Genomic DNA, 23,538 nt, shown 5'->3' with positions numbered 1-23,538 from the left:
TTACTCCTGTTCGGTGACGCCGGTGCGACCCGCCGCATCCGCGGCAAGCGACCGTTCGAGGCCTTCGTTGCGTGCATGGCAATTGGTCTCGCGCAAGTCGCGGCGTCCATCGAGCACGCGCATTAGGTCAAAAAAATCGTAAGGTGAAGCGGCGGTTTGCTCCTGCTGCACGATTGCCCGCACGACCTCGAGGTCGTCGGGATAGTCGACAGTCAGCCGTAGGTGCGAGGCATCGACGACGGCAGCATGATTGGCCCGCGTCAGGCCGCCGGCATCGCCGCGCATCCACACCGTCACGTGCTCGCGCATCGCGGGTTCGGTCGCCTCGACCAATGCGCGGTCCAGCGCGGCGCGGGTGAAGCATTCGACGTCGAGCCCGTCCGGGAAGCTTGGCGGTTCGACATTGCTGGCATAGTCCGCGCCCGTCTGCTCGCGCAGGGCGATCACCGTGTCGATGACCGCGGGGTCGATGAGCGGGCAGTCGCCCGTTAGGCGCACGATCGTGTCGCCGCCGATCTCGTTCACGGCGGTACCGAACCGGTCCAGCACGTCGTCGAGCGATCCCCGGTGCACTCGGCCCCCCATCGCCGCGACCGCTTCGGCCAGCGGGTCGTCGCTCGCGTCGGTGCTGGTGACGACCGCCACGTTGTCGACCCGCGCCGCCCGGCGCACACGGCCGAGCATGTAGCCGATCATCGGCTGCCCGCCGAGATCGGCCAGCACCTTGCCAGGAAGCCGGCTCGACGACATGCGGGCCTGGATCAGCGCGGTGACGGTCAAGCGGCGGCGCTCCATGTGCGGGGATCGATGACCGCCGGATCGGCGGTGGCGAGGTCGAGGGCGGAAAGGGCGGGCGCGGCGGCCCATGCCTCCACGATCTGGGAAAGCTGGACGGCGGTTTCCACCCCAACCGCGCAAAAATCGATGCGCGACAATCCCTTGACGACGCCGAGTGCGGCGACGATCGGCGCGAGACCTTCGTTGTGGCAGAGCTGGTTCCAAGCCGCCAGCCCCGCAGATGCGGCGGGCAGGCGACGCGCGGCCTCGCTTTCATCCATCAGAAGCAAGCCCTGCAGGAAGGCGGATCGCGCGGTGATCTCGATGTGTTCGGGCAGGGCAGCGCCGGAGATGCGCTGATCGAACGCGTTCGCCGGCAATTGCGCCATTGCAACGCGATGCTCGCCCGCCCAATCCGCGAGCGCTTCGGGGCCGTAGACCGACAGGCCCAACGGCAGCCGCTCGCGCGCGCACCATTCGGCGGCGGCATCCCACGCCGCGCTTCCGTGCGGTCCGACAAGGTCGTCGGCGGCATGAAACAGTATGCCGCAGATCGTTTCGCCCAGCCGGCTGCGCGAGCGATCGAGCGCATCGCGGACGAAGCGTGCAGCGTCTACCGAGGTCGCAAGTTCGGCTGGCAGCTTGGGTATCTTGGTGACGATCTCGAACCCGCGCCCGCGGGTGAGGCCGATCAGCCTCTCCTCGATATCGCCATAGCCGGGCGCAGTGTCGAGCCGGCGGATGCCCGCCTCCCACGCGGCGGCAAGGATTGCGGCGGCTTCCGCTTCGGGCACGCGGGCGCCCGATCCGGCGATGCCGTAAGCCACGCCGAACTGCACCGTGCCGAGGCACAGGGAAGGCGAAGGCCGGTCGGTCATCCCAGAGTGCGCGACAGGCTTTCGATCACCCGGTCCTGCTGCGCATCGGTCAGCGCCGGGTAGAGCGGGATGGTCACCGCGCGGCGATAGTATTCCTCGGCCGCCGGGAAATCGCCGGATCCGAAGCCGAGCCTGCGGTAATCGGGCTGCAGGTGGATCGGAATGTAGTGGACATTCGCCCCGATGCCGTCCTCGCGCAGTGCGTCGAACAGCGCCCGCCGCGACACGTTGGAGCGGGCGGGATCGATCTCTATCGGGTAGAGGTGATGGGCCGACTGCTTGTCGCCGGCGCGGGGCGGCGTGAAGAGCGGCAGGCCGGCGAGCTTCTCGTCGTAGCGGCGCGACAGGCGCTCGCGCGCCGCCCACAATTCCGGCAGCCGTTCGAGCTGCGACAGGCCGAGCGCGGCCTGCAGGTCGGTCATGCGGTAGTTGTACCCCAGCGTGACCTGTTCGTAGTACCAGCCGCCCTCGTCCTGGCGCTCGATCTGGGCGGGGTCGCGGGTGACGCCGTGGCTGCGCAGCAGGCGCAGCCGGGAGGCAAGGCCTTCGTCGTCGGTCATCGCGACGCCGCCTTCGCCGGTGGTGACGATCTTGACAGGGTGGAAACTGAGGATGGTGATGTCGGCGCCCTGGCCGACCGGCCGATCGCGGTACTGTGCGCCGACCGCGTGACTCGCATCCTCGACAATTGCGAAGCCGTACGTGTCGGCAAGCTCGCGGATGGCCGCCATATCGACCGGGAAGCCGCCGAAATCGACCGGAACGACGATCTTGGGCAGGGTGCCGTCGCGCTCGGCGGCGGCGAGCTTGTCGGCCAGCACCTCGACCGAGATGTTGCGGGTAACGGGGTCGATGTCGACGAAATCGACTTTCGCGCCGCAATAGCGGCCACAGTTGGCCGAGGCGACGAAGCTGATCGGGCTGGTCCACAGCCTGTCGTTCGGGCCAAGGTCCAGCGCCATGCAGGCGATGTGCAGCGCCGCGGTGGCGTTGCAAACGGCGACCGCGTGGGCGGTATCGTGAAGTTCGGCGATCGCGCGCTCGAACGCCTCGATCTTGGGCCCTTGCGTGAGATAGGGCGAACGCAGGACGTCGACCACCGCGGCGATATCCGCCTCCGTGATCGACTGGGTGCTGTAGGGGATGTCGATCACTTGTTGGTTGCCACTCTGTCTAGCGCCGCGAACACGGTATCCGGGTCCTCGATCCACGTCTTGCCCCGCATGAGGTTGCCCGCGAAGCAGTATCGGTCGAGGAAATCCCCGTACCAATCGGCCATTTCGGCATGGGTCGCCGGCTTCGTGTCGGTCACTTGCGGCCAGTCTTCAGGCCGGGCGATGCGCGTGATGCCCGGCGCATCCGCGAAATAGACCGAACCCATCACGCCGGTCGGACACCCGGCCACCGCGGCCTCGAGCGCGAGAGTGCTGCCGAGACTGGCGATCGTCGGCTTGAGCGCAAACAAGCGCGAGGCGGGATAGTTGCCGGGAAGCGCGATAACCCGCTTCGCCCGCACGAGGTCGCGCCACTTGGGCAGCAAGAGCGCGCCAGGTTGCGACGGATGCTCCTTGATCACCAGCCGCGCATCGGGCGGCAGGCTATCGAGCAGCCGGGCCGCGATATCTTCCTGACGGTAATAAGTGCTGAAGTGGGTCAGCAGCGATTCCGGCTCGTAGTGAAGCGGAAAGAGGACCAGCTTGCGTCCGGCTTCGGTACCGGCGGCGCCGCCCGCATCGGACACCGGATCGGGGCTGTAGCGGCCGGTCAGCGACCGGCGCAGCGCGCGCGAATGGAACAGGTGCGCTTCGATGTCGCGATCGACGTAGGTTCCGTGCCGCCGGAAGAACTTGCGGTACATCGCCTTGCCGAACGTCGTCGCCATGTCTCGCGCGCGCGTGCCGACCTTGCCGTACGACAGCATGTAGTGCGGCAGACCCTTGCCCAGCGCGCGGCTCTCGATGTGCTTTTCCGTAAGGGCCCGGCCGCCAGACATCAGGTCGAGGCGGATCGGTTCGTCCTGCCCCTTGTCGCTGGTGAAGAAGATGTAACCCGGCACCCACGCGGTCTGGAAATGCAGGCACAGCGCGCCGGCCGCCTTGAACCGCGCGTTGAACATCTCGTTGGCAAAGCCGCTCACCGGTTCGTCGAAGTAGAACGACGGGCGGGGATGGCGGGCGAGCACCGCGTCGGTCACCGCCTGCACGGCGCGCCGGACCTGGTCGATTTCCTCCAGCGAGGCGTAGCGCAGCGTCCGATCCCGGGCGACGGCGCTTCCGTCGTCGCCGATCAGGTGCTGCGCATGGGCAGCGCCCACCCGCTCGATTTCGCCCTCCGGATCGAGCGAGGCGACCGTGGCGGCCTCCTGCTCGTTGAGGACGATGTACACGCGCGGACGGTCGCGCATCGCCTCGGCCATGCGGGGGAACTCGGTCGCGAGGAAGTCTCGCGCGAAGAAGAGGGCGGCGCCTCTCGCCATGCGCGCCCCTAGTCCCCGGAACCGTTCGCGACGTGGCGGTCGATCAGGTCGCGGAGCTGGTCGACCGACAGGAAGTCTGGATTGGACCCGCTGTTGTAGGCGAAACCGGGCTCCACCGGCGTGGCGCCCCGGTCCGCGCAATAGCGCTCGACCGCCCCGCTGGAAGGCAAGATGGCGTAGTACTCGCCGAGATCGACCGTGTTCGGACTGTCCGATTCGGTGATCATTTCCTCGTGGATTTTCTCGCCCGGGCGAATGCCGACCACGTCCTGGCTAGCGTCGGGATCGATCGCGCTCGCGACATCGCCGATCTTGTAGGACGGAATCTTGGGCACGAAGATCTCGCCGCCCTCGGCATTGTCGATCGCCCACAGGACCATGTCCACGCCCTCGTCGAGCGAGATGTTGAACCGGGTCATCGCGTGATCGGTGATCGGGAGCGAACCCTGCCCCTTGCGGGCGAGGAAAAACGGGATGACCGAGCCGCGGCTGCCCATCACGTTGCCGTAGCGCACCACACTGAAGCGGATGTCGCGCGAACCGCGGATGTTGTTGGCGGCGATGAACAGCTTGTCCGAACACAGCTTGGTCGCACCGTACAGGTTGACCGGCGCGGCCGCCTTGTCGGTCGACAGCGCGACGAGGCGGGTGACCTTCGAATCGAGTGCCGCCTCGATCAGGTTCTGCGCGCCCAGGACGTTGGTCTTGATGCACTCGAACGGATTGTATTCGGCCGCCGGCACCTGCTTGAGCGCGGCGGCGTGGATCACGATATCGACGCCTTCCAGCGCGCGGCGCAGGCGCGCCTCGTCGCGCACGTCGCCGATGAAGAAGCGCAGCTGCGGATACCGGTCCGACGGGAACATCTGCTGCATTTCGAATTGCTTGAGTTCGTCGCGCGAGAAGATGACGAGCCGCCGGATACCGGGGTAAAGGTCGAGCGCGCGGCGTACGAAGGCCTTGCCGAAGGAGCCGGTGCCGCCGGTGAGCAAAATCGATTTGTCGTTCAAACCCTGGGTCATTGTGTCTGCCAGATTGGAGATGTGCAAAGGTGCGCGAACTAGTTCGCGGCGGATGCGCGCTTCAAGGCGAGGTTGCGCACGGTGAAATCGATCGACGGCTGCCCGAAGACGACGTCGGTCCTCAGTTCGAGGCGCTGCGCGGGGCAGCCGGACGGGACGGTGAAGGGCGCGAACGTCCGCTTCGTTCCCTCACCCGCAAGGAGGTTGGGGCTGATCCAGATGTCGGACCGGCCGATGCACGACAGCCGCCAACGCGCGTCGGCACCCTCGGCCGCGTTCATGCCCGCGACCAGCGCGTGCGACATCGCGTAGCGACCGGGCGCAAGGAGCAGGTTCTTGATCGCCACGACATCGTGCGCGCCGCCGGTCGCATAGACCGACAGGCCGACGTCCGCGCCCTTGCCCGTCGCGCTGGCGGATCCGGCCGCGCTGCTGGGAAGCGACCAGCTGGCCGCCCCGTACCTGGTATCGAGCGAGCGCTCCGAAAGCGCGGGGCTGGTGAACAGGGCCTTCGAACCACCGGGCACGAGAGCCACGATGTCGCGCGCGCCGGCATAGTCCGCCGCCTCGAATGCGCGGGTGACAAGCGGCCCGCCCAGAAGCGCACGCTGGCGCTCGGGGACCGCGGTGCCGGAACGGCGAAGCACGTCCGATACGAACGGCGAGAACTGCGGCTCGCCGCTGCTGAACAGCAGAAAATCCATCGCCCACGGAGAATCGTCGCGCGCCAAGCCGGCGATCGCCGCGCGCATTTCGGGGCTCGCCAGAGCCGGGCGCAGGCGGGGGAAGAACAGCGCACCCGCGTCGGGCCGGGACCGCAGCACGGCATCGAACCGGTCGAGCGCGGCCACCGTATCGTTGGCGCTGGCCGCGCCGTAGGTCATCGCCAGCTGCGAGAAGATTTGCCGCTTCGACACCTGGGTCGCGAGATCGGCATATTTACGCGTTTCCGCCGAACGCCCGGTCGGGTCGGAGACGTAGGCCATCAGGTTCAGCGCGTCCCCGTCGAGCGGTTCGTCGCGCAGGCGCTCGCGCGCGACGGCCATCGCGGCGGCCTTCGGCGGACCCTTGTCGGGCTGGCCCATCAGGGCCGACAGCAGGCGAACCTGCGCGTCCTCGCTACCCGGAAGGGCGACCGCAAGGGACGGATTGATCTCGACCATGCTCGCACGCGCCGCGTCGAGGAACGCGAGCGATCCCAGCGCGATCGCGCCGATCATGACGGCGGTGGTTCGGAACGACAAACGGGCCATGCGTCATTCCGCGGGGACGTCGGCGGTCCGTCCGTAGCCGTAACCGTAGCCGTACCCGTAACCGTAGCCGAAGCCCGCACTGGTCAGCTTGGTCATGACCGCGCCGACGAGGTTCGCCTGCGACTGGCGCAGGCGGCCGATGGCGGAGCGCAGGCCGCGGACCGAAACGCCGTTCGCCTCGACCACGAAGACGCTGGCTTCCACCGCGCGGGCGATGATCGGCGCGTCGGCGAGTCCGAGGACCGGCGGCGCGTCGATCACGACGTGATCGTACCGCGATGCCAGTTCGTTCAGGACGGTTGCGAAGCGGGCGCCGCTCAGCAGTTCGGCTGCGCTCGGCGGGGTCGGGCCGGCACTCATCACCGTGAAACGGCCCGTGGCGTTCGGGCGGACGTTGGCTGCCCAGTCGTCGTCGCCGGCCAGTGCGTTGCTGAGGCCGCGCACGTTGGTCGATCCGTCGAGCTCGTGGACCGAAGGGGAGCGCATGTCGCCGTCGACCAGTATGACCGACTTGCCGGTGCGGGCGAGGACGGAGGCGAGCGCATAGGCGGTCAGGCTTTTGCCCTCCGCCGGGCGAGAGCTCGTCACCATCAGGCTGCGCGGCACGCCGTGATCGGTCGCGAAAGCCAAACTTGTCTGGACGCTGAGATAGGCCTCAGACAGTTCCGACTTGGGATCGGCGAGTTCCGCGACAGGCGATTCGACGTCCGACATCGGCACGGCACCGAGAAGCGGGACGTTGAGCTGGCGGCGCACGTCCGACGGATCCCGGAGGCCCTCGTCGATCTGTTCGAGGATCACGACGACCAGCGCGGCAAGACCGAGGCCGAGGAGCAGCGCAACGAGCAGGTTGACCGTCAGCACCGGCGCCGACGGGCTGGTCGGCACTTCGGCGCGGTCGACGATCGAGATGTTGTTGGCACCGATGCCCGCGACGCCGATCTCCTTGTACGACTGGAGCAGGCTGTCGTAGAGCTGGCGGGTGGTATCGGCATCGCGCAGGAAGATGTTGTACTGGATTTCGTCGCGGTTTTCCTGGCCGAGACGGCCCGACAACGCGGCGACCTGCTGCCGCAGGTTGGCCTCGCGCCGGGCAGCTTCGGTATATCCGGTCGAACGCGCACGGTTGACCCGCGATTCCTCGCTGCCGATGGCCCGGTCGAGCGAGGCGATCTTGTTCTGGAGCGCGCGCGCGGCGGGGAAGCCGGGCTCGAACTTCTCCATCAGCGTCGCGTATTCCGCCGCCGCTTCTGCGCGCTGCTGGCGCAAACTGGCGACGGTCGCGTTTTCGACCACCGAATCGTTGGTCGCGCTGCCGGTGCGGGCTTCCGCGGCGATGCGGTCGGCAGTCGCGTCGGCCAGCGCGTTGCTGAGAGCCGTCAGCTGTGCGGCCGCCAGCGTCTGCTGGGTCTGAGTCCTGCCGTCGCCGCCGATCGTCGTGTTGAGCGGGACGATGCCCTTGTTGCTTGCGAATTCCGCAGCCTGCCGCTCCGATTGCTCGAGCTTGACGGCGAGTTCGGCAAGCCGTCCCTCAAGGAACTTGCGATCGCCGACGGTCGAGGCGAAACGCCGGTCGATCGCGGCCTGGATGTAGTTTTCCACCCAGGCATTCGCGATCCGCGCCGACAAGGCGGGATCGCCGCTGATGTAGGTGACGTCGACCAGTCGCGAGCGGGTGATCGGCAGGATCTCGACATGCGCGAGAAGCAGGCGGCCGGCGTTGCGGACCTGGTCGCGGGCATTGCCGGCTGCGGGCGGCTCGACCCCGTGCGCGGCGTAGAAATCGGGATTGTTGGCGAGCGAAAGCTGCTGGGCCACCCGCTCGGCCAGCGAGCGGGATTCGAGCAGGGTGTACTGGGTCTGGTAGAATTCCTGATCCTGCATCGAGGTCTCGGACTGCGCGCCCTCGATCTTGGTCGGATTGCGCTCGTCGCGGCTGATCTCGATCTGCGCGGTCGCTTCGTACTGCGGGCGGGCGAGCAGGGTGTAGACCACGCCAGCAGTCATCGCGAGAACGACGATGGCCAGGATGATCCATTTGCGGCGCAGCGCCGCGTTCCAGTACTGCAGCAGGATCGGCGCGGCGCCGACGTGCCCGTCGCCGTGGTCGGCGCGCACGGCGGCGCTATCGGCCGATGCGGGCTGCATGTCGGCCATGCCTTGGGAAAACAGGGTCTTGCTCATGGAATGCCGGTGCCCGTCTTACTGCAGGATCGTGACGAGGGGGTAGGTCAGCGTCGAGAACAGCGACGCGGCCTGGCCGAAGTAGCGGGCGGCCACGTTCTCGTCGACGAAGACGAGGTCGTTCGCGTAGATCGGCGGGTCCTCGTAGACCCCGCGGCGGATCGCGTTGAGGTTGTAGAGCGCGGCCATCTTGCGCCCTTCCACCGTGCGCACCACCACGATCGAACCCGGCTTGGCGAATTCCTTGAGGCCGCGGGCGGCGGCGATCGTCTTGACGAGGGTCATGTCGGTAACGACCGGGTAGCTGCCCGGCTGCATCACCTGTCCATCGACGGTAACGACCTGGGTGATCGTCTCGAGCAGGTTCACCTTGACCTGCGGGTCGCGGATATAGGCGGCTTTGAGGCGGCTACGCAGGGAATCCTCGATTTCGGTCGGGGTGAGGCCCGAGACGTCGACGCTGCCGACGAGCGGATAGGTCAGCCTGCCGTCGGCGGCGACCTGGACCCGGTCTATGCTGAGTTCGGGCATGTCATAGACACGGACCGACAGCGTATCGAGCGGTCCGACGCGGTAGGCGCGGGTGTTGTGCGTGTCGGCCAGCGTCGGTGCGGGCAACACGGCGCCATCGACGACCTGCGCAGCGGAACCGGGTCCGCCGACCTTGGTGCCCGTGCTGCACGCGCCCAGCAGCACGGCAGCCAGCACTGCGAACACGAAACTCAGACGCATCGAAACCCTCCAGAGACCGCTCGACTAAACGAGGAGCGGCCGGAAAACCATAGGAGTTTTAAACCGTTCATGAACTGTCCCGGCCCGCCGACCGCGGCGAAACCAGCCAGAACAGGGCGACTACGGCGAACGCGGAGAGCGAGGGGACGCGCAGCGGGTAGTCGACGATGCTTGCGCCGGCGAATATCACCAGCGCCGCGCCGGCGGCACGAGCGAGGCGCACGTTGCTTCCCGGAACGGGAGCAATGCGCCACGCGGCGAGCAGGCGAAACACGATGAAGGCAAGGATGGCCGCGACCAGGAGGATACCGGGTATGCCCAGCGTCAGCGCGATCTCGAGGTAGTCGTTGTGCGCGTGGTTGGCGTAGGAGCGCATCACATCGCCGGGCAGTTCGCCGGCCCGGTACGCCTCGACGAACGATGCCGAGCCCGAACCCAGCGGAAAGTACTCGCCGATCATGGCGGTAGTCCGCCGCCAGAACATGGGCCGGAAATCGCCGGTACCGCTGTCGAACAGGCGGCTGAGAGCAGTTGCCTGTCCGCCGAGCAGCAGGAGCAGCGCGACCAGGAGCGCGCCGAACGCGACGACCGCGATGAGGGCGCTGCGCCGCGGCCGACCGAGGAAGGCGGGCGGTGCCTTCGCCCGGCGGCGCGCCGGCTTCCATTCGGTGGGCAGCAGGAGAACCGATGCAAGGATCGCGGCGCCGTAGGCGACGATGCCGGCCCGCGAGCCCGAGACGAGCTCGACCAGCCCCACGAGCACCACCGCCACCACCAGCGCGGTGCGCTTCAGGACCGCGCGCTTCTCGTCGCCCTGCTGCATCGCCCAGGCGGTCGCCAGCGGCAGCAAGGCGGCGAGGAATACGGCGGCATGGTTGCGGTTGGCGAACAGGCCGACCGGAGAGCCGTTGTTGGTGACGCGGTAGAACCACAGCACAGATGCAGACGGCGCGAATACCTGCAGCAGCGACAGAGCCAGCGACATCGCGCCCAGCCCCAGCACCACCGCCAGCATCGTGCGCCGCTCCCGCCCGTCGAGCCGCAGCATGCCGAGGCCCACCGCGAACGGCACGAACAGCGACCACAGCGCGTTGCGCGCAGCGTCGGGGGCGAGCGTCAGCGGACGCCAGACCTCGCCCAGACCGACCGCTGCGTCGATCCGCTCGACGAGATCGCGCTGCGGCAAAGACTGCCAGAGCGATGGAGGCAGCGGGATCATGTGGAGCAGCAACAGGCCGAAGGTGACCCCCGCAAACAGGAGGAACCAGCGATGGCGCGACAGGGCAGCCCGGTCGAGCCGGAGGATCCACCAACCCGCCAGCACGACCGAAAGCGGACGCAACAGCACCAGACTCGCAATGTCGGCCCGCGCGCCGCCGCCCAGCAGGAAGACGACGGCTAGAAAGACCGCGAGCACCTTGAAGTCGATGCTGCTCTTGGAAGAGGAAAGGAAGCGCAGGTTCATGGGTGTGTGTAGCGTCGCCTCGGGTCGGCGTCCTGAAACAGCGCGCGCTCTAGTCGTGCGGGACCCGGCAGGCAACCCCCCGGCGGGGCGCGACGGCCCCCGACGAACGGTGCCGTTACTCGAACGGACTGTCGAATTCGGCCAGGAGAGGTGCTTCGCGGTCCTTGTCGGACAGGGTCGGCGCATGGCCGGTGTCGGGCCAGTCGATGTCGATCGCCGGATCGTCCCAGCGGATCGCGCCCTCGTGCTCCTTCGACCAGGGTGCGCTCACTTTGTAGAGAACCTGCGTGTCGGGCTCGAGCGTCATGAAGCAGTGCGCGAATCCGATCGGCACGAGCAGTTGGTTGCCCTCCTCGGCAGTCAGGGTGCGCCCGACCCATTTGCCATAAGTCGTCGAACTGCGGCGCAGGTCGACCGCCACGTCGAAGATCGATCCGGCCAGCACGCGCACGAGCTTGTCCTGCGCGACCGGCGGCACCTGGAAATGCAGCCCGCGCACGGTGCCGACGGGGGCGGAGAACGACTGGTTGTCCTGCACCCAGTCGATCTCGATTCCGGCATCGGCGAATGCGGTGCGCTTGTAGACTTCGGAAAACCACCCGCGGTTGTCGCCGTAGCGGGGCGGGACGACCTCGACGACGGCGTCGATTTCGGTCGGGCGGAAATCGGTCATGCGCGCGCCCCGGCGAGCTTTTTCAAGTAGTCGGCGTAGCCCGTCTTGCCGAGCGCGGCGGCGCGGCGCAGCACGCCTTCGGCATCGAGCCAGCCCTGTTCCAGCGCGACCTCTTCCGGGCAGGCGATCTTGATGCCGGTCCGGTGCTCGATCGTGCGCACGAAGCTCGACGCTTCGTGCAGGCTGTCGTGGGTGCCGGTGTCGAGCCAGGCGTAACCGCGCCCCAGCCGGGTGATGTGGAGGTCGCCCCGCTCCAGATAGGTGCGGTTGACGTCGGTGATCTCGAGCTCGCCGCGATGCGACGGCTTGATCGACTTCGCAATGTCGACCACGTCGGCATCGTAGAAATAGAGTCCCGTCACCGCCCAGTTGCTGCGCGGGTTGGCCGGTTTTTCCTCGATCGAGATGGCCTTGCCCGTCGCCGGATCGAACTCCGCGACGCCGTAGCGTTCGGGATCGTCCACGTGATATGCGAAGACGTTGGCCCCGCCCTTCGCGGCTTCGGCAGCGGCAGCGGCGCATTTGTCGCCCATCTTCTCGCCGTGATAGATGTTGTCGCCCAGGATCAGCGCGCTCGGCCCGCCGCGCACGAAGTCGGCGCCGATGACGAACGCTTCGGCAAGCCCGTTGGGCTGGGGCTGGACCGCGTATTCGAGCGAAATGCCGAAATCGCTGCCGTCGCCCAGCAGTTCGCGGAACATCGGCACGTCGCGCGGAGTGCTGATGACGAGGATTTCGCGGATGCCGGCCAGCATCAGCACCGACAGCGGATAATAGATCATCGGCTTGTCGTAGACCGGCAGCAACTGCTTGGAGATGCTGAGAGTCGCCGGATAGAGCCGCGTGCCGCTGCCCCCGGCCAAAACTATACCCTTCACGTGCAAACGACCATATTGTCCGCCCGCATCGCCGGGCGGGGGCGCTTTAGGTGGCGCACGTCCAAAGGACAACCCGGCGGTCGCCGCCGTTTACTCCGCCAGATAGCGATCGACGACTTGCGGGAGGCGTTCGAAGTCCTCGCCAGGCGGGATTGCATTCTTCTCGGGAGACAGAAGGTTGGGGCGGAACAGGCTGGCGTACACGCCGGGGGCAAACCCGCGCGCTAGCGAGAGGGCGGGGCGCGGCACGCGGACGATGCGCAGGCTGCGACCAGCCATGCGGGCGCGAGCGGCGAGGAGTTCGGGATCGAAAGGCTGCGGGTCGGCAGCGCTGACGGTGCCGGACGCACCGTCCTTCACCAGTGCGATGATGGTTGCTGCCAGCGCGTCGTAACTCAGCATCGAGCGGGGGGTCGCCCATGGCGCAGCGGGGACGATCCCCGTTCGTTTGGCCAACGCGACGAGCTGCGCGAGCTTGTCGTTCCCGCCACCGACGAGGATCGGCACTCTCAGAATCGTGAGGCGGTCGGCGGGCATTTCCTTCGCAAGAGCCCTTTCGGCCGCCAATTTCGATCGGCCGTAGTCGCTCGAAGGGGAAAGGGGGGTGTCGTCGGTTATATGCTCCGCCGGTCCGTAGACCGAGAACGACGATAACTGGACGAACCGGGCCGCACCGCGTTGAGCGGCTGCACCCGCCCATGCGACCGGTACGGCGCGGTTGGCCCGATCGAGTTCCTCGGCACTTCCGAATGGGGTGCCGGCGCAATTGACGACGATGGCCCCGGCCAGCGCAAGGTCGCCCGGACCATGATCGAAGGCTTCCACCACATGCTCTCCGGCCAGTCCGGCGGCGGATCGCACCACCGGCACGACCGGCGCGCACAGCCTGGCCGCAAGAGCGCGCGCGGCGCGGCTCGCCCCGCCGACGAGTATGATAGGGCTGCCGCCATTCGCTTGTGACATGCCGCCGCTGAAGCTAATGGGCGGCGCCATGTCAATCCGGGCCGCACCCTTCCAGCGGGCGTTCGATCTCGCCATCGCACTGCCGCTTGCGCTCGCGGTGTTCCTGCCGTGCGTCGTCTTGCTCGTGGCGATCAGGCTGGAAAGCGCCGGCTCGCCGCTCTTCGTTCAGACTCGCGTCGGGCGCGGTCAGCGTCCTTTTCCGATGTATAAATTGCGCACGATGGGCGCGGATACCGCGCACGGGGCATCGCACGAGATCGGCACCGCTTCGATCACGCGTCTCGGCGCCATCCTGCGTAGGCTCAAGCTCGACGAACTGCCGCAGCTCATCAACGTTATCCGGGGCGACATGAGCCTGGTGGGGCCGCGGCCGTGCCTGCCGTCGCAAACCGTGCTGGTAGACGCGCGCGAACGGCTTGGGCTGTACGCGATCCGGCCGGGAGTGACCGGAGCCGCGCAACTCGCCGGGATCGACATGTCGGACCCCGAACGGCTCGCGGCAGTGGAAGCGGAATACTATTCGGCCCAACGACCTGTCGGTGACTGGCCTACGTTGTGGCACACCTTTGCCGGAGGCGGCCGGGGCGATGCCGCAGCGGCGAAAGGGACACGGCCGTGAACAGATGGCAGGGTTTCTCCGACGCGGTGCTGTCGATCCCGCGCGTGGTGAAGCGCGCGATCGCGCTTGTCGGCGATGTCGCGATGTGCGTGCTGGCGGTGTGGCTCGCATTCTATCTGCGAGTGGGGTTCTTCCCCCCTTTGCATCAAGGCCCGTTTCACCCCATGGTAGTGTCGGTCGCGCTGGCCCTGCCGATCTTCGTCACCTTCGGACTCTACCGCGCGATCTTCCGCCATTCGGGGCCCGAGGCGCTGGTTTCGATCTTCCGCGCGGTCGCGGTTTACACGGTGCCATTCGCGGCAGTCTACACGCTGGTCGGCGTCACCAACGTGCCGCGCACGATCGGTCTCATCCAGCCGATCCTCCTGGCTCTCATGGTAAGCGGCATGCGCCTCGCCGCGCGGGTCGCTTTCGCGGAGAACTACGCCACGCGCTGGCGGCAGGAAGGCGCGCGCCGCGTCGCGATCTACGGCGCGGGCAGTGCGGGTCTGGAGTTGGCCGGGGCCATCTCCGCCTCGCGCTCGATGCAGACCGTCGCCTTCGTCGACGACGATCCGGTGCTGTGGAACTCGACCCTGCGCGGCCTGCCGATCATCCCGCCGGGGCGGATGGAGCGCCTGATCGCGCAGCGCGGGCTCGACGACATCTTGCTGGCCATTCCCTCGGCCTCGCGCCGGCGGAGGGTCGAGATCCTCGAATCGCTGCGCGGTTTGCCGGTCCACGTCCGCACGCTGCCTAGCTTCACCGACATCGCGAAGGGCTCGATCTCGGTCGGGGACTTGCGCGAACTCGACATCGAGGATTTGCTCGGCCGGGCCTCCATCCCACCCGACGACGCGCTGCTGCGCCGCAACGTCAGCGGCAAGGTGGTGATGGTATCGGGGGCAGGCGGGTCGATCGGCAGCGAGCTGTGCCGCCAGATCGTTAAGTTGGAGCCGACCGCGCTGCTGCTCGTCGATCATTCCGAATACAATCTTTATGCGATCAACCAGGAACTGACCGGGATTCTCGCGGAGATGGCGCCGGAGGACGTAGGCGAAAACGCTACCGTTCTCGTTCCCCTACTCGCATCGGTTGTAGACGCCCGCCGCATGCGCGAGGTGCTGGCGGCGTGGCATCCGTCGCTGGTGATCCATGCCGCCGCCTACAAGCACGTGCCCTTGGTCGAGCAGAACGTGATCGAGGGCATCCGCAACAACGTGTTCGGTACCTTCACCCTCGCGCGCGAGGCGCATGCGGCCAAGGTCGAGCGGTTCCTGCTCATCTCCACCGACAAGGCGGTCCGCCCGACCAACGTGATGGGCGCGACCAAGCGGCTGGCCGAAATGGTCCTCCAGGCGCTGCAGGCCGAGTATCCCGAAATGGTCTTCTCGATGGTCCGCTTCGGCAACGTGCTGGGGTCGAGCGGGTCGGTCATCCCGCTGTTCCGCAAGCAGATCGCGGCCGGCGGCCCGATCACCATCACCCATCCGGAGGTCACGCGCTACTTCATGACCGTGCCCGAGGCCGCGCAGCTGGTGCTGCAGGCGGGCGGCATGGCGCATGGGGGCGACGTGTTCCTGCTCGACATGGGCGAATCGGTGAAGATCGTCGACCTGGCGCGCAATATGATCGAGCTGTCGGGGCTGACCGTCTGCGACGAGGCGAATCCCGACGGCGATATCGAGATCGCGTTCACGGGACTACGGCCCGGCGAGAAGCTCTACGAAGAACTGCTGATCGGCGACGGCGGGCATCCGTCGGATCATCCGCGCATCGTACGGGCGAACGAGGACATGCTGCCCTGGTCCGAGCTCAAGGTGCACATCGCCGCGATGGAGCGGGCGGTCGCGACCGGCGACGCGGCGGCTGCGCGCGACCTGCTCGCCCATCTGGTTGCCGGATATCGCCCGAGTGGGCGCGGCGTGGACCTGACGCTGGTGCACGATCGCGACGCGGCCGCTAACGGCTGACCTAGCGGTCGAGCGCGATGTCCGGCGCGTCTTCCTGCTTCATCCCGATGGTGTGGTAGCCCGCGTCGACGTGGTGCGTTTCGCCGCTGACCCCGCTTGCGAGATCCGACAGGAGGTACAGCGCGGCGCCGCCGACGTCTTCGATCGTCACGTTGCGGCGCAGGGGCGCGTTGTATTCGTTCCACTTGAGGATCAGGCGGAAATCGCCGATCCCGCTCGCCGCGAGCGTCTTGATCGGGCCGGCGCTGATCGCGTTCACCCGGATGCCCTGCGGCCCGACGTCGTTGGCGAGGTACTTGACGCTCGTCTCCAGCGCCGACTTCGCCACGCCCATCACGTTGTAGTGCGGAATGACCTTTTCCGCGCCGTAGTAGCTCAGCGTGAGCAAGCTGCCACCTTCGCCCATCATTTTCGCCGCCCGCTTGGCGACTGCGGTGAAGCTGTAGACGCTGATGTTCATGGTCATCAGGAAATCGTCGAGCGTGACGTCGAAGTACTGGCCGCGCAGCGCTTCCTTGTTGGTGAAACCGATCGCGTGGACCACGAAGTCGATCGTCGGCCAGCGGGCCGCCAGCGTCTCGAAAGCGGCATCGAGGTTGGCCATGTCGGCGACGTCGCAATCGATCAGGAAATCGCAGCCGAGCTGCTCGGCGAGAGGGTGCACCCGCTTTTCCATCACCGCGCCCTGGTACGAGATCGCCAGTTCGGCGCCGTGTTCGGCCAGCTTCTGCGCGATGCCCCAGGCGAGCGACTTGTCGTTGGCGAGGCCCATGATGAGGCCGCGCTTGCCTGCCATTAATCCGCTCATGCCGTTCCTTCTTGATCCTTTGCCGTGTGTGCCCGGCGTACCCGGTCGTCGGCCTGCCCGATGCGGTTCTCCGCCTCCTCGGGCGTTTCCGCCAGCGCCGCGTTGAGCTCGGCTCCGACGACCATCCCTAAGCCGACGAGGTAGAAAAAGAAAAGCGCGATCATGATGCCCGCGAGGCTGCCATACGTGAGGTCGTAGCTGAAGAAGCTGCGGATCGCCGGCGGCAGCGCGACCGTGACCCCGATCCACCACAGCGCGGTCGCCAGCGCGCCCGGCCATTTCGGGTAGCGCCGGTCGCGATAGGCCTTGGGCGTCAGGGTGTAGAACAACAGGTAAAGCGATCCGAACAGGCCGAACGCGGGCACCAGTCGGGTCAGGCGCAGTTCGCCGATCGCGTTCGACAGCTGCGGCAGGTAGGCGTCGATCACCTCCTGCGCGGCGCCGATGACGACTTGTGCCAGCAGACTGAGCATCAGGAGCACGACCGCGCCGAAAATGATCCCGGCCGAAAACAGCCGGTACTTCCAGAATGCGTGAGTCGCCGGGGTACCGTAGGCGCGGCGCAGGATGTCGCGGATCGTCTCGACGAGGCTCGACACGGTCCAAAGCCCGAACAAGCCGCCGAGCCACAAGACCCAGCCGCTGCGCGATTCGATCACGGTGCGCGCCACCGGTTCGATCACGTTGCCGACGATCGGCGGCAGGGCATAGAGGACCGCGTTGACGGTCGCCGCGCGCTCGCTCTCGTCGCCCACGATCGAGAATATGGCAGCGCCCAGAATGAAGAACGGGAAAATCGCCAGGATCGCCATATAGGCAAGGTTGCCGGCGTGGATGAAGCCGTCGTTGTAGGCGCCCACGGCGACCCGCTTGGTGATTTCCCACGCCTTGGTGCCGGGCCCGACCTTGCTGACCACCTGCGTTCGCAGGCGATGCTGCAGTGCGTGGCGGCGGCGTTCCTCGGGCGAGAGCGACAGCACCGCGCGCTCTTCCGGTTCGGGAAGGGGCGGGTCCTGAACCGGCTCGTCTGTCATGCGCCCCCGGGTAATCGCTGCGGTCAGACCCCCAGGCTCGCCCTCGGGTTCGAGGTGTCCTGCCAGCCTTCCAGCCGCTTTTCCAGTTCCGCGGTGTCGGCCGGCAGCGCGATCTCGAGGGTGACGAGCTGGTCGCCCCGCTTGCCGTCCTTGCGGGTGAATCCCTTTCCGCCCAGCCGCATCGTCGTGCCGCCGCTGGTGCCGGGCTTGATCGTCAGCATCACCGCGCCGTCGACCGTCGGCACCTTCACCTTGCCGCCGTGGATCGCCTCGGCGAGCGTGATCGGCAGGTCGAGCCGCACGTCGTCGCCTTCGCGCCGGAAGAATTTGTGGTTGTCGACCGAGATCGTGACGATGCCATCGCCCGCGCCGCCGGGGCCCTGTTGGCCCTTGCCCTTGAGGCGCATCTGGGTGCCGTCCTCGACACCCGCTGGCAGCTTGAGGTCGATCGTCTTGCCGTCGGCCAGGGTGATCCGCTGATCCTTGCGCGCGGCGGCGTCGACGAAGGGCACGCGCAGCTTGTAGGCGATGTCGGCGCCCTTCTGCGGGGGAGGCGGGCGGCGCTGCTGGCTGCCGAAGGGATCGCCGCCGCCGAAGCCGCCCATGCCGCCCGATCTGGCCGAACGTGCACCGCCTCCGCCGAACAGCCCTTCGAAAAGGTCGCCGAGGTCCGGCCCCCCTGCGCCGCCGCCGCGCAAGTCCTCCGGACGGAAACCGCCGCCGCCCCCGAACGGGTTCTGGCCGCCGCCGTTGAAACCGCCGCCGAACGGACCGCCGCCGCCCATCCCCGCGAAGGGATTCGCCGGATTGCCCTCGCCATCGATCTCGCCGCGGTCGAACTGCGCGCGCTTCGCGCTGTCGGAGAGCAGGTCGTAAGCGCGGGTGACGTCCGAGAACCGCTCCGCCGCCTTCGGATTGTCTTTGTTGCGGTCGGGGTGCAGCTCCTTCGCGAGCTTGCGATAGGCGCTCTTGATGTCCTTGTCGGACGCCGATTTGGAAACGCCGAGGATCGCGTAGGGATCGGGGGATTTCGTAGCCATCTGGCGTGTTAGCTAGGTCAGGCACCCCTCGGGCGCAAGAATGCCCGCGCAGGAAGCGAGGGTTTCCTCGGGCCGACGCGGGAGCTAGGGCGTGCGCGGCGCCCGCACGCCGCCGTTCGTCCGGAGTCCGGACCGTCCGGATGGTACGCGGGTGAGACCATGGGGACCATTCGCATGATCGATTCGCAATCCGCCCTGCCCGACAACGACCCGATCGGCCTGTTCGGCGAATGGTTCGCCGAGGCGAAGGCGAGCGAGCCCAACGATCCCAACGCCATGGCGCTTGCCACCGCCACGCCGGACGGAATGCCGTCGGTGCGGATGGTCCTTCTGAAGGACTGGGGCCCGATCGGCGAAAACGCGGGCGGCTTCACGTTCTATACCAACGCCAAAAGCCGCAAGGGCGGGGAAATCCGCGCCAACCCCCGCGCCGCGCTGCTGTTCCACTGGAAGAGCCTGCGCCGCCAGATCCGCATCGAGGGCCCGCTGACCGAGGTCACGCCCGAGCAGGCCGACGACTACTTCCACAGCCGCGCCTTCGTCAGCCAGGTCGGCAGCGCGGCGAGCGACCAGTCGCGTCCGCTCCCCGATCGGCAGACCTACATCGACCGGGTGGAGGAGCTGGAGCAGGCATGCGCGGGCGCGGGCGAAGTGCCGCGCCCCGATCATTGGACGGGCTTCAGGCTCGATCCGCAGGCCATCGAGTTCTGGCTCGACCGGCCCAACCGGATCCACGACCGCCGCCGCTTCGAACGGGACGGGGCCGGGTGGACCAGCACGCTGCTCTACCCGTGACGCCGGAGAACCGAGAGGCCCGCGCCCGGCTGACCCGCAGCGCCGCGCTCGCCTCGATCACGATGGCGCTGTTCCTCGGCGTCATGAAGAGCTGGGCGGCGTGGAAGACCGGCTCGACCGCGATGCTCGGCAGCCTGGCGGATACCGGGCTCGATCTCGTCGCCAGCCTCGCGACGCTGTGGGGCGTGTGGTGGGCCGCCCAGCCCGCCGATGCCGAGCACCGCTGGGGCCACGGCAAGGGCGAGGCGCTGGCGGCGATCTTCCAGGTTATGCTGATCGCGATCTCGGCCGCAGCGATCGCATTTCGCGCGTTAACTCAGCTCATCGGCGACGAGACGCAGACCGCGGCGGCGGGCGATGGCATCGTCGTTTCGGCCATCGCCATCGCCGCGACCTTCGCTCTGCTCGCCTGGCAGCGCCACGTCATCCGGCGCACCGGCAGTCTCGCGATCCGAACCGACAACGTCCATTACCAGTCCGACCTGCTGCTCAACCTTTCGGTCATCGCCGCGCTGGTGCTCGACCAGTACCTCGGGTTCTCGAAGGCCGATCCGCTGTTCGGCCTCGGCATAGCCGCATGGTTGCTTCTCGGCGCGTGGCGCGCGGCGAGCGAGGCGATCGACCAGCTGCTCGACCGCGAATGGCCCGAGGACAAGCGCCTGCAGTTCGTCGCAGCGGCCGCCGAGCATCCCGAGCTTACGAACCTTCACGACCTGCGCACGCGGTCGTCGGGTTCGGCCGACTTCGTGCAGTTCCACGTCGACCTGCCGGCCGACCTCACCGTCGGGCAGGCGCACGACATCATCGAACGGGTCGAAAAGGACCTGTGCCGGCGGTTTCCGGGGATCGAGCTGCTGATCCACATCGATCCAGAGGGTCACATCGACGAACCCGACAATCCGCTGGTCGAGGAAGACCAGTTCTCGCGGCTGGAGAACCAGTGAGATGAAGATCGAATACTGGCACGTCGATGCCTTCGCGGACCGGCCCTTCGCCGGCAACCAGGCCGCCGTCATGCCGCTCGAGGACTGGCTGCCCGATGCCACGCTGCAGGCGATCGCGGCGGAGAACATGTTCGCAGAGACCGCCTTCCTCGTCCGCGACGCGAGCGGCGCGACCGATTGGGAACTGCGCTGGTTCACCCCGACCGAGGAAGTGCGCCTGTGTGGCCACGCGACGCTCGCGAGCGGGCACGTGATGCTGACCGAACACGGCGGCGATCGGGTGACGTTTCGCACACGGCGCGCCGGCAACCTCGAAGTGCGGCGCAGCGGTGCGGGCTACGAGCTTGCGCTTCCATGCATCCCTACCGAGCGCTCCGACTGGCCCGAGGCGGTCGCGTTGCTCGGCGCGCAGCCAGTCGAAGTGTGGCTCAGCCCGGACCGCTACGGCATCTACCTGTTCGAGGACGAAGCGCAGGTTCGCGCGCTCGCCCCCGATCTCGGCGGTCTCGGCGCGCTCGGGAACGACCAGTTCATCTGCACCGCGCCGGGCGATTCGGTCGATGTCGTGAGCCGCGTCTTCGTGCCGGGCGGCGGGGTGGACGAGGATTCGGTCACCGGTTCGGCCCACGCGGCGCTGACTCCGTTCTGGACCGCCCGGCTCGGCCGAGACGGCTTCACCGCGCACCAGGCCTCGAAGCGCGGCGGCGACCTTGCCTGCCGCATCGACGGCGACCGGGCGTGGCTCGGCGGGCCGTGCGTGACCGTGGTGGAGGGGACGTTCTACGTCGGGGGGTAGAGCTCGACGATATCCGCGAGCTGCTGCACCATCGGCGGGCGCTCGGCGGCATCGGAATGGCCGAGGCGAACCACCACCAGCTTCCGGTCGGGCGCGACGAGCACGTACTGGCCCATGTGGCCGATCATCGCGAACAGGCTTTTCGGGCCGCGCGCGGCGAACAGTGGATCGTTGCCTTCGGGTGGATCGCGGTTGAGCCAGGTCTGCCCGCCGTAGTTGCCCGACCGCGGACTGGGGCTCGTCATGAACTCGACCCAGCGGCGCGGGACGAGCTGGGTGCCCCGGTACGATCCCTTATTGCGCAGGAAGTCGCCGAACCGAGCGTAGTCGCGCGCGGTGGCGTGCATCAAGCTGCCGCCGACGAGCGTGCCCGCGCGGTCAAATTCGGGCACCATCGACGTCATGCCGAGCGGGCCGAACAGCCGTGCCTGCAGGTAGTCGGCCACCGCAGCGCGCCGCGCGTCGGGATCGGTGCTGCGCGTCAAAGCCCGCGCGGCGACGTCGGCCAGGATCACGGTGGTATTGCTCGAATACTCGAACTTCGCGCCGGGCTCCGCCTCCAGCGGCTGGCTTTCGGCGAAGGTCGCCATGTCGTCGCGCCCGTCGAGGAAGAGCATGCGCACCTCGCTCGATTCGTAGGGCACCTCGCCGGCCTCGGTATGCCGCAGGCCGCTGCGCATCTGGAGGAGCTGGCGCAGGGTGATCTCGCCGCGCGGATCGCCGGGCCGCTGCCAGCGCGGGATCGGCGGCGTCTCGTCGAGCCGCAGCTTTCCGTCGGCGACGAGCATGCCGATCATCGTCGCGGTAATCGTCTTGGCCATCGACCAGCTGACGAAGCGCGTGTCCGGACCGTACCCCGGGGCGTAGCGTTCCGCGGCGATCCTGCCGCCGTGCATGACGACGAGCGCGCGCGTCTCGCCAAGCGCGGCGCCGCTGGCGTCCTCCGGCCGGAACAGGTCGTCTATCGCCCGGGCCAGCTGTTCGGTCGGGGCACCGGGGTCGGCCTTCACCGCGGCAAGCGCGTCCTTGTCCAGCGGCGGCGGCGCGGCATCCTGCGACCCGCACGCGGCGAGCGGGAGCGACAGGGCTGGCAGCAGCGCGAGCGCGGCGATAAGGGAACGGGCAGGGGTCATGGACGGCCCGCGCAATCGCACGGGAGTTTCCGCGTTGGCAACCGCGAAGAGGACGAAGGGCAATCGCCCGCGCGCGAACCGGCTGGTCTGGATCGGCGCGGCGGTCGTCGTGCTGCTGGCGCTGTGGGCGGCTTTCGGGACGGCGGCGATGGGCTATAGCCATGCGGCGACCGCCTACAGCGCGCGGGTCGCGTGCTCGTGCCGCTTCGTGGCGGGCCGGGGGCTGGACGACTGCGCCAAGGACAAGATTGCTGGGATGGAACTGGTGACCCTGTCCGAGGACGAGGCGGCAAAGTCGGTCACCGCGCGCCTTCTGGTGGTCAGCGATACCGCGACGATGAAGCCCGGCTATGGCTGCGTGCTCGACCCCTGGGACGACCGGTAGCCCGCCGGCAGGCGGCACGCCGCTGTGTCGTCGGTCAGCGGCGGCAAGCGCGGGATCACGCCGGGCGGGCAGGCCTTGCGGCCCGCAGCCTTGCAGGCATCTGCCTCCGCCTTGATCCGCCGGGCTGTTATCTCCTCCTCGCGCTCCATCCGTTCGCGCTCTTCCAGAATGCGATCCGAGCAGAGCGGTCGCCGCCCCACGAGCGCGGCTACGACCATCGGCGCTGTGCCGCACGTCTTGGCGTAAGAGCGCGGCGGCGCGACCGTATCGGGGAGCGGACACGAGGCGACCAGGATCGAGGCATCGGGCTCTCCGACTCGAACGGAGCGATCTGCCGCCCTGTCCGGCGCTCCAAGCGCGAGAAAGCCATCTGCATCGCGAAATAGCCGGGCATTGAGCGGCAAAAGAGGCTGCTCCGGACCGCCTGCGAATGCGACTTTCAGGCAGCCCTCGCGCAATATCACTCTGCCGCGCGCCGGGCCGGTGCCTTCGAGCGTGCAGATAAGCGGTCTGTCGGGCACGGCGATGTTGCGTTCGAGCACGGCCCATGCCGACACGAACGCCGCGACATCGGCGGCGGGCCGTGTGTCCGCGATGGGGGCGGGCGGCGTCTCCTCCGTCGAAACGACCACTGCGGGAGCATCGGTAACGGTACCGTATCCGCGAGCAGACAGGGTCATGCCTCGGGTCGGGCTGGACTGCCGGGCGGTGACCGGGGCCGCGTCGCGAAC

Annotated in this window: 23 protein-coding genes; 6 read left to right on the top strand and 17 right to left on the bottom strand. The window is 67.8% G+C overall.

Going from position 1 to position 23,538, the window contains the following annotated elements; all coding sequences use genetic code 11:
* From D4766_RS06980 to D4766_RS06925, 12 genes are all read right to left on the bottom strand, one after another.
* Positions 1 to 795, bottom strand: coding sequence for a cytidylyltransferase domain-containing protein (locus D4766_RS06980; protein WP_162935695.1), 795 nt, complete (start codon positions 793 to 795; stop codon positions 1 to 3).
* Complete coding sequence (locus D4766_RS06975) at positions 777 to 1,655, bottom strand: aldo/keto reductase (protein ID WP_120716799.1); 879 nt, start codon at positions 1,653 to 1,655, stop codon at positions 777 to 779. The genes D4766_RS06980 and D4766_RS06975 overlap by 19 nt, the downstream gene beginning before the upstream one ends.
* Positions 1,652 to 2,809: a UDP-4-amino-4,6-dideoxy-N-acetyl-beta-L-altrosamine transaminase gene (pseC, locus tag D4766_RS06970; protein ID WP_120716798.1), complete on the bottom strand. Its 1,158-nt coding sequence runs from the start codon at positions 2,807 to 2,809 to the stop codon at positions 1,652 to 1,654. The genes D4766_RS06975 and pseC overlap by 4 nt, the downstream gene beginning before the upstream one ends.
* Positions 2,806 to 4,131, bottom strand: coding sequence for a hypothetical protein (locus D4766_RS06965; protein WP_120716797.1), 1,326 nt, complete (start codon positions 4,129 to 4,131; stop codon positions 2,806 to 2,808). Before D4766_RS06965 ends, pseC begins: the two co-directional genes overlap by 4 nt.
* A gap of 8 nt (positions 4,132 to 4,139) precedes the next feature.
* The gene (gene pseB, locus D4766_RS06960) at positions 4,140 to 5,153 is read right to left on the bottom strand and encodes a UDP-N-acetylglucosamine 4,6-dehydratase (inverting) (RefSeq protein ID WP_120716796.1); all 1,014 of its coding nucleotides are present in this window, start codon (positions 5,151 to 5,153) and stop codon (positions 4,140 to 4,142) included.
* A 38-nt stretch (positions 5,154 to 5,191) separates the two neighbouring features.
* On the bottom strand, positions 5,192 to 6,406 hold the full coding sequence (locus D4766_RS06955; RefSeq protein WP_120716795.1) for a hypothetical protein: 1,215 nt from the start codon (positions 6,404 to 6,406) through the stop codon (positions 5,192 to 5,194).
* A 3-nt stretch (positions 6,407 to 6,409) separates the two neighbouring features.
* The gene (locus D4766_RS06950; protein ID WP_120716794.1) at positions 6,410 to 8,590 is read right to left on the bottom strand and encodes a GumC family protein; all 2,181 of its coding nucleotides are present in this window, start codon (positions 8,588 to 8,590) and stop codon (positions 6,410 to 6,412) included.
* Positions 8,591 to 8,608: 18 nt separating this feature from the next.
* Positions 8,609 to 9,322, bottom strand: a complete 714-nt coding sequence (locus D4766_RS06945; RefSeq protein WP_120716793.1) for a polysaccharide biosynthesis/export family protein — start codon at positions 9,320 to 9,322, stop codon at positions 8,609 to 8,611.
* Positions 9,323 to 9,389: 67 nt separating this feature from the next.
* Positions 9,390 to 10,787 (bottom strand): O-antigen ligase family protein, encoded by a 1,398-nt coding sequence (locus D4766_RS06940; protein ID WP_120716792.1) that lies wholly within the window; start codon positions 10,785 to 10,787, stop codon positions 9,390 to 9,392.
* 115 nt (positions 10,788 to 10,902) lie between these two features.
* Positions 10,903 to 11,460, bottom strand: coding sequence for a dTDP-4-dehydrorhamnose 3,5-epimerase (gene rfbC, locus D4766_RS06935; RefSeq protein ID WP_120716791.1), 558 nt, complete (start codon positions 11,458 to 11,460; stop codon positions 10,903 to 10,905).
* On the bottom strand, positions 11,457 to 12,338 hold the full coding sequence (rfbA, locus tag D4766_RS06930) for a glucose-1-phosphate thymidylyltransferase RfbA (protein ID WP_120716790.1): 882 nt from the start codon (positions 12,336 to 12,338) through the stop codon (positions 11,457 to 11,459). Before rfbA ends, rfbC begins: the two co-directional genes overlap by 4 nt.
* Before the next feature lie 90 nt (positions 12,339 to 12,428).
* Positions 12,429 to 13,301: an NAD-dependent epimerase/dehydratase family protein gene (locus D4766_RS06925; protein ID WP_162935694.1), complete on the bottom strand. Its 873-nt coding sequence runs from the start codon at positions 13,299 to 13,301 to the stop codon at positions 12,429 to 12,431.
* Between D4766_RS06925 and D4766_RS06920 the strand changes: the two genes are divergently transcribed.
* Together D4766_RS06920 and D4766_RS06915 are read left to right on the top strand one after the other, a co-directional pair.
* A complete protein-coding gene (locus tag D4766_RS06920) occupies positions 13,300 to 13,920 on the top strand; it encodes a sugar transferase (protein WP_199798080.1) in 621 nt (206 codons plus the stop codon). The two genes, D4766_RS06925 and D4766_RS06920, sit on opposite strands and share 2 nt — an antisense overlap.
* Positions 13,917 to 15,872, top strand: coding sequence for a polysaccharide biosynthesis protein (locus tag D4766_RS06915; protein ID WP_199798079.1), 1,956 nt, complete (start codon positions 13,917 to 13,919; stop codon positions 15,870 to 15,872). The genes D4766_RS06920 and D4766_RS06915 overlap by 4 nt, the downstream gene beginning before the upstream one ends.
* Before the next feature lies 1 nt (position 15,873).
* Here the strand turns inward: D4766_RS06915 and fabI are convergent, their stop codons facing one another.
* From fabI to D4766_RS06900, 3 genes are read right to left on the bottom strand one after another with little or no spacing between them, the layout of a single operon-like run.
* Positions 15,874 to 16,680, bottom strand: coding sequence for an enoyl-ACP reductase FabI (fabI, locus tag D4766_RS06910; protein ID WP_120716788.1), 807 nt, complete (start codon positions 16,678 to 16,680; stop codon positions 15,874 to 15,876).
* A complete protein-coding gene (locus D4766_RS06905; protein ID WP_120716787.1) occupies positions 16,677 to 17,714 on the bottom strand; it encodes a YihY/virulence factor BrkB family protein in 1,038 nt (345 codons plus the stop codon). The genes fabI and D4766_RS06905 overlap by 4 nt, the downstream gene beginning before the upstream one ends.
* Positions 17,715 to 17,737: 23 nt before the next feature.
* Positions 17,738 to 18,754: a DnaJ C-terminal domain-containing protein gene (locus D4766_RS06900; RefSeq protein ID WP_120716786.1), complete on the bottom strand. Its 1,017-nt coding sequence runs from the start codon at positions 18,752 to 18,754 to the stop codon at positions 17,738 to 17,740.
* A gap of 174 nt (positions 18,755 to 18,928) precedes the next feature.
* On the opposite strand from D4766_RS06900, the gene pdxH reads away from it, so the two are divergent.
* Genes pdxH through D4766_RS06885 form a run of 3 tightly spaced genes read left to right on the top strand, consistent with a single transcriptional unit; the run spans position 18,929 to position 21,289 of the window.
* Complete coding sequence (pdxH, locus tag D4766_RS06895) at positions 18,929 to 19,549, top strand: pyridoxamine 5'-phosphate oxidase (protein ID WP_234024736.1); 621 nt, start codon at positions 18,929 to 18,931, stop codon at positions 19,547 to 19,549.
* A complete protein-coding gene (locus D4766_RS06890; protein WP_524539509.1) occupies positions 19,522 to 20,493 on the top strand; it encodes a cation diffusion facilitator family transporter in 972 nt (323 codons plus the stop codon). Before pdxH ends, D4766_RS06890 begins: the two co-directional genes overlap by 28 nt.
* A gap of 1 nt (position 20,494) precedes the next feature.
* Positions 20,495 to 21,289 (top strand): PhzF family protein, encoded by a 795-nt coding sequence (locus D4766_RS06885; protein WP_120716784.1) that lies wholly within the window; start codon positions 20,495 to 20,497, stop codon positions 21,287 to 21,289.
* Here D4766_RS06885 and D4766_RS06880 read toward each other — a convergent pair.
* Entirely contained in the window at positions 21,274 to 22,422 is a 1,149-nt protein-coding gene (locus D4766_RS06880) for a serine hydrolase domain-containing protein (RefSeq protein ID WP_120716783.1), read from the bottom strand. The two genes, D4766_RS06885 and D4766_RS06880, sit on opposite strands and share 16 nt — an antisense overlap.
* Before the next feature lie 34 nt (positions 22,423 to 22,456).
* On the opposite strand from D4766_RS06880, the gene D4766_RS06875 reads away from it, so the two are divergent.
* Entirely contained in the window at positions 22,457 to 22,807 is a 351-nt protein-coding gene (locus D4766_RS06875; RefSeq protein WP_194955746.1) for a hypothetical protein, read from the top strand.
* Here the strand turns inward: D4766_RS06875 and D4766_RS06870 are convergent.
* Positions 22,771 to 23,487, bottom strand: coding sequence for a hypothetical protein (locus D4766_RS06870; protein WP_162935693.1), 717 nt, complete (start codon positions 23,485 to 23,487; stop codon positions 22,771 to 22,773). The two genes, D4766_RS06875 and D4766_RS06870, sit on opposite strands and share 37 nt — an antisense overlap.
* Positions 23,488 to 23,538: the final 51 nt, after the last annotated feature.

The sequence above is a fragment of the Tsuneonella amylolytica genome (genome assembly GCF_003626915.1).
Taxonomy (GTDB): domain Bacteria; phylum Pseudomonadota; class Alphaproteobacteria; order Sphingomonadales; family Sphingomonadaceae; genus Tsuneonella; species Tsuneonella amylolytica.
Note: the sequence above shows the minus strand (reverse complement) of the source record. Positions and strands in the feature narration are given on the sequence as shown.

Excerpts from the sequence above, each read along its gene's own strand:
- D4766_RS06925 (WP_162935694.1), bottom strand. The coding sequence starts at position 13,301 with ATGTCACAAGCGAATGGCGGCAGCCCTATCATACTCGTCGGCGGGGCG.
- D4766_RS06955 (WP_120716795.1), bottom strand. The coding sequence starts at position 6,406 with ATGGCCCGTTTGTCGTTCCGAACCACCGCCGTCATGATCGGCGCGATC.
- pseB (WP_120716796.1), bottom strand. The coding sequence starts at position 5,153 with ATGACCCAGGGTTTGAACGACAAATCGATTTTGCTCACCGGCGGCACC.
- D4766_RS06950 (WP_120716794.1), bottom strand. The coding sequence starts at position 8,590 with ATGAGCAAGACCCTGTTTTCCCAAGGCATGGCCGACATGCAGCCCGCA.
- D4766_RS06900 (WP_120716786.1), bottom strand. The coding sequence starts at position 18,754 with ATGGCTACGAAATCCCCCGATCCCTACGCGATCCTCGGCGTTTCCAAA.
- D4766_RS06975 (WP_120716799.1), bottom strand. The coding sequence starts at position 1,655 with ATGACCGACCGGCCTTCGCCTTCCCTGTGCCTCGGCACGGTGCAGTTC.
- D4766_RS06945 (WP_120716793.1), bottom strand. The coding sequence starts at position 9,322 with ATGCGTCTGAGTTTCGTGTTCGCAGTGCTGGCTGCCGTGCTGCTGGGC.
- D4766_RS06905 (WP_120716787.1), bottom strand. The coding sequence starts at position 17,714 with ATGACAGACGAGCCGGTTCAGGACCCGCCCCTTCCCGAACCGGAAGAG.
- D4766_RS06920 (WP_199798080.1), top strand. The coding sequence starts at position 13,300 with ATGCCGCCGCTGAAGCTAATGGGCGGCGCCATGTCAATCCGGGCCGCA.
- D4766_RS06885 (WP_120716784.1), top strand. The coding sequence starts at position 20,495 with ATGAAGATCGAATACTGGCACGTCGATGCCTTCGCGGACCGGCCCTTC.
- D4766_RS06980 (WP_162935695.1), bottom strand. The coding sequence starts at position 795 with ATGGAGCGCCGCCGCTTGACCGTCACCGCGCTGATCCAGGCCCGCATG.
- pdxH (WP_234024736.1), top strand. The coding sequence starts at position 18,929 with ATGATCGATTCGCAATCCGCCCTGCCCGACAACGACCCGATCGGCCTG.
- rfbC (WP_120716791.1), bottom strand. The coding sequence starts at position 11,460 with ATGACCGATTTCCGCCCGACCGAAATCGACGCCGTCGTCGAGGTCGTC.
- D4766_RS06880 (WP_120716783.1), bottom strand. The coding sequence starts at position 22,422 with ATGACCCCTGCCCGTTCCCTTATCGCCGCGCTCGCGCTGCTGCCAGCC.
- D4766_RS06870 (WP_162935693.1), bottom strand. The coding sequence starts at position 23,487 with ATGACCCTGTCTGCTCGCGGATACGGTACCGTTACCGATGCTCCCGCA.
- D4766_RS06940 (WP_120716792.1), bottom strand. The coding sequence starts at position 10,787 with ATGAACCTGCGCTTCCTTTCCTCTTCCAAGAGCAGCATCGACTTCAAG.
- fabI (WP_120716788.1), bottom strand. The coding sequence starts at position 16,680 with ATGAGCGGATTAATGGCAGGCAAGCGCGGCCTCATCATGGGCCTCGCC.
- D4766_RS06965 (WP_120716797.1), bottom strand. The coding sequence starts at position 4,131 with ATGGCGAGAGGCGCCGCCCTCTTCTTCGCGCGAGACTTCCTCGCGACC.